General features: G+C 62.9%; 9 protein-coding genes. 7 read left to right on the top strand and 2 right to left on the bottom strand.

All coding sequences use genetic code 11. The features are described from left to right. The first annotated feature begins 149 nt into the window (after window positions 1-149). The 7 genes from AACR93_RS22755 (at window position 150) to AACR93_RS22725 (ending at window position 9,035) form a co-directional block, all read left to right on the top strand. Window positions 150-665 carry an NUDIX domain-containing protein gene (locus AACR93_RS22755; RefSeq protein WP_043849874.1) on the top strand — a complete coding sequence of 172 codons (516 nt, stop codon included), beginning with the start codon at window positions 150-152 and terminating at the stop codon, window positions 663-665. 122 nt (window positions 666-787) lie between these two features. Then, window positions 788-2,950: an AsmA family protein gene (locus AACR93_RS22750; RefSeq protein WP_043849873.1), complete on the top strand. Its 2,163-nt coding sequence runs from the start codon at window positions 788-790 to the stop codon at window positions 2,948-2,950. A gap of 145 nt (window positions 2,951-3,095) precedes the next feature. Beyond that, entirely contained in the window at window positions 3,096-4,478 is a 1,383-nt protein-coding gene (locus AACR93_RS22745; protein WP_043849872.1) for an ATP-binding protein, read from the top strand. Then, window positions 4,475-5,122 carry a response regulator transcription factor gene (locus tag AACR93_RS22740; RefSeq protein WP_043849871.1) on the top strand — a complete coding sequence of 216 codons (648 nt, stop codon included), beginning with the start codon at window positions 4,475-4,477 and terminating at the stop codon, window positions 5,120-5,122. The genes AACR93_RS22745 and AACR93_RS22740 overlap by 4 nt, the downstream gene beginning before the upstream one ends. Then, complete coding sequence (locus tag AACR93_RS22735) at window positions 5,119-5,949, top strand: DUF2861 family protein (RefSeq protein WP_043849870.1); 831 nt, start codon at window positions 5,119-5,121, stop codon at window positions 5,947-5,949. The genes AACR93_RS22740 and AACR93_RS22735 overlap by 4 nt, the downstream gene beginning before the upstream one ends. A gap of 258 nt (window positions 5,950-6,207) precedes the next feature. Continuing rightward, complete coding sequence (locus AACR93_RS22730) at window positions 6,208-8,409, top strand: glycoside hydrolase (RefSeq protein WP_043849869.1); 2,202 nt, start codon at window positions 6,208-6,210, stop codon at window positions 8,407-8,409. 95 nt (window positions 8,410-8,504) lie between these two features. Further along, the gene (locus AACR93_RS22725; protein ID WP_043849868.1) at window positions 8,505-9,035 is read left to right on the top strand and encodes a GNAT family N-acetyltransferase; all 531 of its coding nucleotides are present in this window, start codon (window positions 8,505-8,507) and stop codon (window positions 9,033-9,035) included. Window positions 9,036-9,123: 88 nt separating this feature from the next. Here AACR93_RS22725 and glnE read toward each other — a convergent pair whose 3' ends face one another. Together glnE and AACR93_RS22715 are read right to left on the bottom strand one after the other, a co-directional pair. Further along, entirely contained in the window at window positions 9,124-11,997 is a 2,874-nt protein-coding gene (gene glnE, locus AACR93_RS22720; RefSeq protein WP_043849867.1) for a bifunctional [glutamate--ammonia ligase]-adenylyl-L-tyrosine phosphorylase/[glutamate--ammonia-ligase] adenylyltransferase, read from the bottom strand. Between the two features lie 130 nt (window positions 11,998-12,127). Further along, window positions 12,128-12,574 carry a GNAT family N-acetyltransferase gene (locus AACR93_RS22715; protein WP_043849866.1) on the bottom strand — a complete coding sequence of 149 codons (447 nt, stop codon included), beginning with the start codon at window positions 12,572-12,574 and terminating at the stop codon, window positions 12,128-12,130. Window positions 12,575-12,646 lie beyond the last annotated feature (72 nt).

The raw sequence follows: 12,646 nt of genomic DNA, 5'->3' as shown, positions 1-12,646 counted from the left end.
TTTTTTATTGCCTGAAAATCAGCAAATCGCCTGATAATTGCCCCGTTTTATTACTATTCCTTTGAATTCCTCGTCTTCCCCGTCTGTTTTACTCATAAAAAACGGTCGCAACAGCTTAAAATGGCGCTTTATCTGGTCGGAGATAGCCCATGTTTTGTCCAAAATGCGGCGGTCAAACCCTGCAGAGCGTCAGCCCCAAAGAGTTTCGCTGTGGCTGCGGTTTTCATTTTTTCCAGAATGTGGCGACGGCTGTGATGGTGGCGCTTTGCTGGCAGGACGAGGTGCTGGTTGCAGTGAGAGCGGGCAATCCGGGCAAGGGGTTGCTGGATCTGCCGGGAGGATTTGTCGATCCCGGCGAGTCACTGGAGGCGGCTCTGGTGCGCGAGTTGCAGGAGGAGCTGGGACTTGATGTCAGCGCTCAACCTTTTACCTATCTCGGTTCGTTCCCCAATATCTACCCCTACGATGGCATCACCTATCACACCTGTGACACCTTCTTTGCCATCGTGCTGAGCGAAAAACCGGTCATCCAGCCGGCTGATGATGTGGCCACCTGTCAGTGGTTGAAGATCAGCGATATCCCCTTGTCCCGCTTTGCTTTCGAGTCGACGCGCACCGCGATGGCGCGGTTGCAGCAATCTCCTTTGCAGCCTGATCCTTGCTGATGACGATGGGGATTGGCAGCGACCATCCCTGTCTCATCCTTGTCCGCTTTTGTCCCGCAGACGCCATTCGTCAGACGGTGAGTGGTATAGTCAGCAGTGGATCCGGATTCAAGGAGCATATCGTGAAGAAGATAGTTCTCATCTTGCTCGGCATCGCCGTGGCGGCCTTGCTGGCCATAGTGACGTTGATAAGCCTTATCGACCCCAATCAATTCAAGCCCCAACTGGCTGAACAGGTGCGCAAGAGCACGGGCCGGGAACTGGTGATGGCGGGGGAGATTGACTGGCGTTTCTGGCCGAGTCTCGGCCTCTCGCTGGAGAAGGTGGCTCTGCGCAATCCGGCCGGTTTTGCCGAGCCGGATCTGGTTCGTTTCGAACAAGGCGAGGCCTCGGTGGCCCTGTTGCCGCTGCTCTCACATCGTCTGGAGATTGGCAAGGTGACCCTGAGTGGCGCCCATCTCTTTATCCAGACCAAGGCGGATGGCAGCTCCAATCTGAGCGGACTGATCAAGGAGGCCACTGCTGATACAAGCGAATCGGTCACCCCTGCAGCCCCTGCGCCGACCACTGATAGCAAGCCCTGGCAGATCAGCTTGCAGGGTGTCGCGCTCTCCCAAGCCAGTGCGCTGGTACAGGATGATCGCAGCGGCACCTCGCTGCGACTGTATCGCCTCGATCTCGATATGGGGCAGCTGGCCACCGGTCAGTGGGTTCCCGTGACGCTGGCCGCCAAGGGGAGTGCCGACAAGCTCGCTTTCGACGTTAAAGGGCAGACCCAGATCAAGCTGGCGCAGGAGGTGATGGCCAGTGAACTGAAAGACTTGAGCCTCAGTGGCAGCCTGAGTGATCCGTCCCTGCGACTCGACAGTTTCTCCATCAAGGGAGACCGACTGGCCTTGGGTGAGTGGAGCAACCTCACGTTGGCGCTGAAGGGGGCCAAGGTCGAGGGGCTGCAAGCTTCACTGGCTGGCTCGCTGGAAGGAACGCTCAAGGGACGGCTCGACAAGGAGATGAAGCTTGCCGAGCTCTCCGATGTACTGCTGACTGCTGCGCTGGAAGGTGATGCGCTGCCACGCCCGCAGATGAAGCTGAAACTGGCCGGGTTTGCCCGTGCCGAGCTCGACAAGCAGTTGATTACCCTGAGCAAGCTGGTGATGAGTGCTGATGAGGCGCTGCTGAGTGGTGATGGAACCGTGCAGCTTGGCGCTGTTCCCGTAATCAGCTTCGATCTCAAGGGGGAGACGCTGGATCTCGACAAATGGCTCACCAAATCAGCACCTAACACACCTGCGCAGGCGAAAGAGGACAAACCGGCGACCGGTGTTGCCAACACTCCTGCAAATGGCAATAAAGCGGCAACCGGCAAGAGCGAAGCTCTCTCCGCGGTTGAACCGGATCTGGGCGCGCTCAAGGGGGGGGATCTGGATGGTCGGCTGCAACTCGGCAGCCTGCGTCTGAAAGGGCTGGATCTCGGCGCAGTCGATCTGCAGGTGGTTCTGGCCAAGGGACTGCTCACGCTCAAACAGTTCAGCGCGACCGTGGCTGGCGGTCAGGTAAGCGCGAACGGGGTACTCGACGCGAGCCAGCAGCCCGCCACCTACAAGGTGCACAAGCAGGTGGCCGGAGTGAACATTCGTCCCTTGTTGCAGACTCTGGCTCAGAGCGATCTGCTGGAGGGCAAGGGCGATCTCGATGTGCAGGTGCAGGGCCGTGGTCTCTCCGCGCTGGCACTGCGCAACGGGATGCAGGGCAAGGTTACCTTGAAACTGAGCGACGGTGCCCTGCATGGCATCAACCTGCCGGAGATGATCCGCGAGGCGCGGGCTACCCTCAGCGGCAAGGGGGCCGAGCAGGTGAAGGAGGTGCGCAAGACCGATTTCAGCGCCCTGACCGCCAGCTTTCAGATTGCCGATGGCATTGCTCGCAGCAACGACATCCAGCTCTTTGCCCCAGCCCTGCGGGTCAAGGGCGAGGGGCAGACGGCGCTGGTGCCGGAGAGCCTCGACTTCCTGTTCCTCACCTCCATTGTCGAGAGCAGCAAGGGGCAGGGGGGCAAGGATGTGGACGAGCTGAAGGAGATCACCATTCCGGTGCGGATCGGCGGTCACTGGCAGGCGCCCAGCTATCAGCTCGATGTGAAGGCGCTGCTCAGCAACAACAAGCTGCTGGAGGATAAGGCGCGCAAGGAGGCCGAACGCGGCCTCAAGAAGCTGCTGGGTGACAAGGCCGACAACGAGGCCGTCAAAGGGGTGGCTGACCAGCTGCTCAAGGGACTGTTCAAATAGGTGACGGTTCATATGGGCTGGCGGGAGCCGCGCCAATGCCGTTAGCGGTTGACCGGATATCAGCGCCATTGAAAAATGGCGCTGATATTTTTTATGGCGCAGTGATCTGCTGCGCCTTGGTCCGGAGTCATCTCGAGTTGAACCCATGCGCCTGATCCTGCTGCTCTGCTCCCTGACCTGCTACGGCATGGCGTATCCCGTGCTGGCCGGGCCGCTGGCAGATCGTCTGGCGGGCGCGCTGGCCGAGCAGGCTCCCGAACAGGCGCTGCCTCTTGACGAGGTGCAGCGGCTCGATCGTCGCCTGATTGCTCCCGACTCCCTCTATCCCGCCTGGCAGCGTTATCCGCTGCGCCAGTTGCAAGCCATCTATCGCTATCAGCAGGAGTGCGGGACAGAGAATGAGTTGCCTGCCGAGTGGCTGCCACTGCTGCAGGCGTTTTGCGGCCAAGGGGCTGTGCCCTCGACCCGCTGGTTTGCCGCACACCCCGTCTATCCGCTGGGCGGCTCCAGTGCGGCGCGCTGGCAGGCTGGTCATTCGGCGGCCGGGCTCGACGCTCTGCTCCATGTACGGGAGCGGCGCGATCGGTTGGGGCTGCTTGGCGAGCTCGGCGATGACAACCTCGACGCCCTGCTGAGGGGGGAGCGCTGGCTGCTGCAAGCGGGTCAGCTCTGGCTGCTTGCCGATGGGCAGTGGCGCCGTTATGGTGCGGGGCAGTGGCAGCCGCTGGCCGATCGGCTTGGCGTGACGCTGGATAGCCGTACCGCTGGTACTTGTGAAGAGCGAGTCGGAGCGATTTGTTTCAATACTCGCCCCACGCTTGACTGGCAGTGGCTGGCGCTGGCCAGCTCTCTCGGTTTCATCCTGCTGCTGGGGTGGGCCAGCTGGCAGCGCTGGCGCCTGCTGCGGGAGCGGCGTATCGCGTTGCAGATGCTGACCCACGAGCTGCGCACTCCCATCATGGCGCTCTCCGGCATCAGCGAGGAGCTGCGCCACGATTTCGACCGGCTGCCCCCTTCCGCCCAGCAGAGCGTGGGTCAGCTGCTGGGCAGTGTCGCCCGCCTGCATCAACTGGCGCAGGCCAGCCGCCACTATCTGGCGGCAGAGACTCTCGAAGATGAGCGGGTGGCGGTCAGTCTGGCCGAGTGGCTCACCCTGGCTTGCGAGCGGCATGACGCTACTTTCTGCCTTGAGCGGGAGATGACTCTGGCGCTCCCCTTCTACTGGCTCGATCTCGCCCTCGACAACCTGCTGCGCAACGCCAGCCAACATGGCCGCGCACCAGTTCGGATCTGTGCCAGCTGGCAGGCGGGGCGTTTGATCCTCGCGGTCAGCGATGGCGGCGAGCTGCCGGGTTACCGGCTCGCTACCCTGCTGCGCCGCGGTGCCCGTGCCGAGGGTTTGGGGCTGGGGCTTGCCATCGTGCGCCATCTGCTGCGCCGTCTTGGTGGGCGCCTCACCCTATCCGGCCCGCCCACTACCTTTACCCTGACGCTGCCCTGCCAACTCTGGAGCGACCCCGAATCATGAAGACCATCCTGCTTGTCGAAGACGAGGCGCTGCTGGCGGAGAACCTGCAACGCTATCTGACCCGCGAAGGGTATCGCTGCCTCTGGTGCGACACCCTGACAGCGGCGGAGCAGCAGTGGCTGGCGGCGGATCTGGTGCTGCTGGATCGCACCATGCCGGAGGGGGATGCTCTCGACTGGCTGCCCCAGTGGCTGGCGCGCAAGGCGCTGCCGGTGATCGTGCTCACCGCCAGGGTGGAGGTGAGCGATCGGGTGGCCGGGCTCGATGCAGGGGCGCGCGACTACCTGACCAAGCCCTTCTCCCACGATGAGTTGCTGGCGCGGATCCGGGCCCAGCTGCGTCAGCTGGGGGATGGCACTCAGGCGGTGGGCGGCTTGCAGCTCCACCCCGCCCGGATGCAGGCGAGCTGGCAGGATGCGGAGGTGAGCTTTACCCCCACCGAGTTTGCCCTGCTCACCCTGCTGGTGCGGATGGCGGGGCGGGTGCTGAGCCGGGAGGAGATCCTCAACCGGGTGTGGGGCTATCAGGCGTTCCCCTCCACCCGCACCGTCGATACCCATATTCTGCAGTTGCGCCAGAAGCTACCCGGACTGGCCATCGAGACGGTGCGCGGCATCGGCTACCGGCTGGAGGAGCCAGCGTGAAGCGTGCAACGCGGGCTGGACTGCTGTTGGCTCTAAGCGGCGGCCTTCTGAATGCAAGCAGCGTGATGGCAACAGAGGGTCTGGCCACCGATCGCACCGACCCGCTGCAACCGGCTACCTTGGCGCTGTTGCAGGGGGATAACCGGCATGCCTGGCAATCTTTGCAGCAGGCATGGCCCGCACTCAACAGCGATGCCGAGCGCCGCAACTGGCAGGGGATGTTGGCTGCGCTGAGTACCCAGCACTGCGGCAAGGATTTCCCGCTCACTCTGCCTGATGGGGTGAGCGAGCTGCGCCTTGAGCTGATCCAGCGCGATGCGCCGCTGCTGCGGGACTATCGGGTGCAGTTGACCGGCGAGGGGGCCATCGCCGCCGCGGAACTTATCGATCTCGCTGGCCGTGACCGACTTGCTGGCGCCCAGTGGGAGGCGGAGGGGAGTAAGGGGGTGAGAGTCGTGGGGGCCGATCTACCGACGCCTTTGCCAGCCGGACTCTATCAGCTGCGGCTGACGGTGGCGGGCCAGCGTTGGCAGGTGACGTTACCGCTGCCTGCGGTGCAGGATCTGGACTGGCTCTCCCGCTCGCCGCTGGCGGTGGCCAATCCCCCCGCCAATCCCGCTTCGTGCACTCCGCTCTGGCTTGAGCAGACTGTGCTGGCTCGCCCGCAATATTCTCTGATCTGGTGGAACCGCCTGCCTCTCGATGGCAAGGTGGGTTGGCCTGCCGCCACGCCCGACAGCTGGCGCACCCTTTCGCTGGTGCAGACCAGCCAGCGTGGCCAGCTGGTGTTGCAGCTGAGCCACAGTCAGGCGGGGCCGGTGGAGTGATGCCAAGGGGTTGAGTCGTTGCAGGCAGCGATGGATGGCCAGCCTCGGGCAGAGATTGTTTCGCTGGTGCAATTACTGTGACATTTTACTGATGTTATTTGCAACAATTGCCCGGTGGATGGTGGTGGTTACTAAAGGTGAAATGGCTGTGAAGCCTCTCCGCCTCTGCTCTGGGCTTAATCCTGACATTGGCCTGACAATCTGAGCCCGCCGATCTGCTGCAATGGCGGCTCCCGTTTTTATCAGGAATCACCGACCATGACCTCTTTCCCCGTGCTAACGAGCCGGATCCGCCCGCTGCTGCTGTTGATGCCGCTGTTCTCCCTGCCTGCCGAGGCGCTGACCCTGGCCAATGGTCAGTGGCGTATCGAGCTGGATCCCGCCACCCTGGCGGCCGAGGCTATGCTGCCCTCGGGCCAGCACCTTGCCATCTCTTCTCCCGGCCCGCGTCAGCCTGTCACCGCCTTGCAGCAGGAGGGGGAGCGTGCCAGCTGGCTGACCCGTGCTGATGGCGAGGTACGGGCCTTGGCCCGCCTTGAGGGCAACCGCCTGATCCTCACCCTGAGCCGCGCGAGTGCAGGCGACTTGGTATGGCCGCGGGTGCCGGCAGGGGCACAGGCGCTGATGCTGCCGATCCACGAGGGATTTCGCATTCCGGCTACCCACACCGCGTGGCGCAAGGCGCTGCTCGAGGAGTATCAGGGGATCAACACCACGGATAATCTGACCTTGCCGCTGGTCGGGCTGGATCACGGCGATCAGCAGCTGGCGATCCTCTTTGCCAACCCTTTCAACAACCGGCTCACCTTTGCTCCGAAGAAAGATGGCATTGCCCTCACGGCGACCCACAGCGTCAATCGCCTTAATCAGGCTGACCCCTATGAGGTGGCGGTGGCGCTGCAGCCGGGCAACGACTGGCTGGCGGCGGGCAAGGCCTATCGCAGCTGGTTGCAGGCGCGGGGCGAGCTGGTCTCGCTCGAGAGCAAGCTGGCGGCAGTAAAGGATGGCAAGCGGCTGATCGGCGCCTCTCACCTCTATCTCTGGGGCGAGCGACTGCTGGTGCCACAGGATGTGAAGAGCTGGCCCGCGCTGCGCCGCCTGATCCCCGCCGACTGGCTCAAGGGGGAGAGTAAAAGTGCGCTGCAAGCGCCCGATCTTGAGCGCAACCGCTATCTGCAAAATCTGGTGCTGACCGGAGTTGAGCAGGCGCTGGCGCTGCGCCATCCGGGTCAGCAACCGGCCGATTTCGCTGCCCGGCGCACGCTGGCGGCCACGCAACTGGGGGCTGCGCTCAACGAGCCGCAGAGTTGGGGCGATGGCAGTTCGGCCAAGATGATCGCCGCTCTCAAGCTGGCTGGACTACCCAGACTCTGGTTGGGGCTGCCCCAGTGGACCGCCGGTTTTGCTTCGCCAGAGGGGATTGAACTTGCCAAACAGGCGGGCTATCTCATCGCCCCTTACGACTCCTACGATACCGCGCTGCCGGAGGGGAATCGCCAACAGAGCTGGCTCACCGCCCAGATGGGGCAGGATATCTATTTGCGCTGCGGCATCATGCAGGCGAACGGACGGCGCAAGAGCGGCTTTCAAAGCAGCGGTGTCTACACCAATCAGGCCTGTGTGCGCCCGGTGATGGAGCAGCGCGTACCCTGGTTGCAGCAGGCGAGCCACTACAACAGCTGGTTCCTCGATGTGGCGGCGACCGGCATGGTGTTTGACGACTTCGACCCGGCCAAGCCAACTACTCAGGCGCAGGATGCGCAAAACCGGATGGCCGGGATGGCGTGGATTGCCAAGAGTCAGGGTGTGCTGGTGGGCTCCGAGGAGGGCGGCGCGGTTGCCAACCGCACCGCGGCTTTTGCCCACGGCCCCCAGACCAGCGGCTTTGGCTGGCAGGATCCCGATATGCGCCGCAACAAGCGCTCTCCCTACTATCTGGGAGCCTGGTATCCCGATTATCAGCCCGCGTTCTTCTTTCGCCAGAGCCATCTAAAACCTGAGTATCAGGGGCTTTACTTCGATCCGGCGCTGCGGTTGCCGCTGTTCCAGAGCGTCTTTCACGACAGCATAGTGACCACCCACCACTGGACGATGGATAGCCTCAAGTTCAGGGAGAGCCGTCAGGTCACCGAACTGTTGCAGCAGCTCTACAACGTGCCGCCGCTGCTCAACCTCAGTCTGGATAGTGCCAGCGCGCGCATTCCCTATCTCAAGGGGCTCGATGCCTTCTTCCGCCCGCTGCATGAGCGGCTCTACAACCAGCCCCTCACCGGTTTTCGCTGGCTCGATAAAAGAGGAGTTGTGCAACAGAGCGAGTTTGCCGATGGCACTCGACTGATTGCCAACTTCGGTTCGGCCACCGAGCTGGCAGGGATAAAACTGGCCGCTCAAAGTGTGCTGGCGCTGCTGCCCGATGGCAGCCAGCAGCAGTTTGTCTCGCAACCGGATGGCGCCCGCTAATCGGGCGTTCTGGCTTCTATTTTATCAGAGGATGATGTGGCAGAACTTTTCATGTATAGATGAACGTTCTGCAAAATAAACGAGAGGCAGTTCTGATGATTGAGAGTGAAGTGATTAGAGAGGTAAACCATCCGGCGTGGCCGCTGGTCTGGCAGATCTATGGCGAGAGTTTTCCCCGCTACGAGCAGCGCCAGTCACAGCATCAGCCACAGAAGATGCGGGATCCTCGCTATCACTGCCAAATCTTTTATCAGGACGGCCTGTTGCTCGGTTTCATCTTCTGGTGGGCGTGCGGTGAGCAGATCTATATCGAACATCTGGCCATCAATCCGGCGCTGCGCGGCCGCAACTACGGCAGCCGCCTGCTGGCCGAATTTTGCGAGCGGGCAGGCAAAACCGTCATTCTCGAGATCGATCCGCCAGAGGATGAGATTGCCATTCGCCGTCTGCGCTTCTATCAGGGGCTGGGCTTTTGTCTCAACGATTATGCCCATCTCCACCCACCCTATCATCCTGACTACAAGGGTCATGAACTACGGGTGTTGAGCTATCCGGGGCTTCTTGAGGAAGAGGCCTATCAGCGTTTCAACAGCATGCTGGTGGAGACGGTGATGGATCACGGCTGAGCAGCCGTAAGAATGCTGTTTTACCGATAAGAGCTGGGCCCGCCTGAAGCAATTCAGGCGGGCCCTTTTTCATTGCCGCTGGCGGGAATTACTCCCCCAGCAGGGGGTGCCAGACGGCGAGCACATGGCTGCGCTCACTCTGCAGCTGATCGTCGCTCACCTTGCGGGAGATCTCCGAGAGGTTGAGGCGATGGCCGAGGTTGCGGATCTCCAGATAGGCCTGCTTCAGCCCCTCCGCCTGCTCCAGCGTCAGCACCCCCGCCATCACGCACTCGTCGAAGATGCGCACGTTATCGGACCAGCGGGTGAGGGCATCGGGCTCGCTGCAGGCGTGGGCCAGCACCAGATACTGGGCGATAAACTCGATATCTACCATGCCGCCGGGTGACTGCTTGAGGTCGAACTCGCCGGCACCCGCCTTGAGCAGGTGATCCCGCATCTTGTGGCGCATCTCGCGCACCTCGCGGGCCAGAGTCGGCAGATCCCGCTCCCTGGCCAGCACATCGCGGCGGATGCGGCCAAACTCGGCAACGATGGTGTCATCGCCATAGATGGGGCGGGCCCGCACCAGCGCCTGATGCTCCCAGGTCCACGCTTCGTTTTGCTGATACTGCTCGTAGGCCGACAGCGACGAGACCAGCAGGCCGGAGTCGCCGGAGGGGCGCAGCCGCATGTCGATCTCGTAGAGGATGCCGGATGGGGTGCGGGTGCTGAACAGGTGCAGGATCCGCTGGGCGAGGCGCAGGTAGAACTGGCGGCTGTCGATGGGTTTGCGCCCGTCGGTGTAGCTGTTGGGGTCGCCGCCGTGCAGGAACACCAGATCGAGATCCGAGCCGTAACCGAGCTCGATGCCACCCAGCTTGCCGTAGGCCACTACCGCAAAGCCGCGCTGGCCGCTCAGCGCCACCTCGGGCGGCACCCCGTAGCGCTCGCTCATCTGGGCCCATGCCTGATTGACCACCTCCTCTGTGATCGCCTCCGCCAGCCAGGTGAGGTGGTCGCTCACCTTCATCAGCGGCAGGGCGCCGGCGATGTCGGCAGCCACGATGCGCAGCAGCTGCACCTGCTTGAACTGGCGCAGCGCCTCCATCTGCTGCTCCACGTCCTCTTCGGGGATGCGCAGCAGGAACTGGCGCAGCTGGGGCTTGTACTGATCGAGCGGGGTGGGGTGGTAGAGGTGCTGAGGATCGAGCAGTTCGTCCAGCAAAATGGGGTAGCGGGCCAGCTGCTCGCTCACCAGATGGCTGGCGTCGCACAGCCGCACCAACTGGCGCAGGGCGCCCGGGTTTTCCGCCAGCAGTTGCAGATAGGCGCTGCGGGTGAAGATGCGGGTCAGCAACTCGCACACCCGCTCGAACAGGCGGGCGGGTTGCTCACTGGCGACCACCAGCCGCAGCAGCTCCGGCATCAGCCAGTCCAGCGCGATGCGCCCCTGCGGCCCCACCTGACGGCGTTTGTACTCCTCCTTGAAGCGCAGCAGAGCGGCGCAGAGCGGGGCGGGTTCGGCCACCCCCTGCGCGGTCAGCAGTTTTTCCAGCTCGGCGGCGTCGAGCTCGGTGCGCCACAGATCGAGCCAGAGCTGCTCCAGATGGGCGGGGGCCTCTTTCTCTTCCCCCACCACGGCGGCGAATTCCTGATGGACGGCGGCCATCTCCTCATCGAGATGAGCCATAAAGGCGCCCCAGTCAGCAAAGCCGAGGGCAGCGATCAGCCGCTGGCGATCCCGCTCTTCGGTGGGCAGGGTTTGGGTCTGCTGATCGCCGATCTCCTGCAATATGTTCTCGACCCGGCGCAGGAAGCGATAGGCCTCCAGCAAGCGATCGCAATGGGCAGATTCGAGGGCGCCACATTGGTCGATGGCGGCCAGCGCTTCGGGCAGGTGGCGCACCCGCAGCGCCGGTTCACGACCGCCGCGAATAAGCTGCAGCGCCTGGGCGATAAACTCCACTTCACGGATGCCGCCAGCCCCCAGCTTGATGTTGCCCTCCAGCCCCTTGCGGCGCACCTCGGCGGCGATCATCGCCTTCATCTGGCGCAGACCGTCGATAACGCCGAAGTCGATATAGCGGCGAAACACAAAGGGGCGCAGCATTTCGGCGAGCTCCACGGCGTGCTCGCATTGGGGGCCCAGCACCCGCGCCTTGACCATGGCGTAGCGCTCCCAGTTGCGGCCGTGATGCTGGTAATAATCCTCCATGGCGGCAAAGGAGATGGCCAGTGGCCCCGCATCGCCAAAGGGGCGCAGCCGCATGTCGACCCGGAACACCTGACCATCCTGGGTGGGCTGGTGGAGGGCGTTGATGATGCGCTGGCCCAGCTTGATAAAGAACTGCTGGTTGGCGAGTTCGCGCCGCCCGCCGACCGTGTAGCCGTTCTCGGGGAAGGTGAAGATAAGGTCGATATCCGAGGAGAAGTTGAGCTCGCCGCCCCCGAGCTTGCCCATGCCGAGAATGAGCAGCGGCTGCGGGTTGCCGTTGCCGTCCATCGGGGTGCCCAGCTCGCCGCACTGTTTGGCGTAGAGCCAGTCGCGAGCGGAGCAGATGAGGGCATCCGCCAGCTTGGTGAGGTGGATAAAGCTCTCTTCCACTTCGGCATGGCCCAGCAGCTCGCGCCAGGCGATCACCAGCATGCGGCTGCGGCGGAACTGGCGCAGGATACGCTTGAGGGCCTCTTCATCACTCACCTCGGCGAGCAGGGAGGTGAGGTCACTCTGGTAGGCGGGCCAGCGTTCGACCCGCTCCAGATCCCCGGAGGTGAGCAGCTCGGTCAGCAACTCCGGCTGTTTGAAGAGAGAGTCGGCGACAAAATCGGAGAGGCCGAGCAGGGTCAGCAGGGTCTGGCGCACCGGCTCGGGCTGGTTGCCATAGTCGGGGGCCAGTTCAGTCAGCCGTTGCCACTGGCGTTGGGCCAGATCCTGCAGCAGGGGGGAGAAGGCGGAGAAAGAGGGAGAGTGCTGGGCCACGGTTGCCGTCCTTGTGATTAACGAAACTGCCGGATAAAAAGCTGGCTGCCAATCTAGCACTGTCAGGCCCCCGCGTCACAGCGCAGGGGCGAGAAGCATGATCCGGCGGGAATTATCGGCAGCCAGTCATTCAGGTGCGCTGGTAAATGGCGGGATCGTAGATCTCCATCAGGCTGCCCGGGTTGGTCGGTGGGGCAAAGCCGAAACTGGCGTAGAGGCCGTGGGCATCGGAGGTGGCGAGGGAGAGGCGACGCAACCCCTGCAACTCGGGATGCTCGACAATGGCGGCCACCAGCGCCTTGCTGTAACCGCGGCCGCGATACTCAGGCAGCACGAAGACATCGGCCAGATAGCCAAAGGTAGCCTTGTCGGTGATGATCCGGGCAAAGGCAACCTGCTGACCATCGACATAGCCGCCAACGCAGAGGGAGTGGTTGATGGCCCGCACCACAGTGCTGTGGGGAATACCGCGACACCAGTAGGCTTCTTCAGACAAGAAGCGGTGGATAAGCGGCAGATCGAGCCGCCCCTTGTCGTCACTGATCTCGATGGGTGAGTGCGTCTTGCTCTGCTGCATGTTGGCTCCTTGCCGTGGGTCAGAAATGAGAAAGGCCCCTCGCGGGGCCTTCCAGTCTAACCGGATTGGAAC

The organism is Aeromonas sp. L_1B5_3 (assembly GCF_963866575.1).
GTDB lineage: Bacteria > Pseudomonadota > Gammaproteobacteria > Enterobacterales > Aeromonadaceae > Aeromonas > Aeromonas jandaei.
Note: the sequence above shows the minus strand (reverse complement) of the source record. Positions and strands in the feature narration are given on the sequence as shown.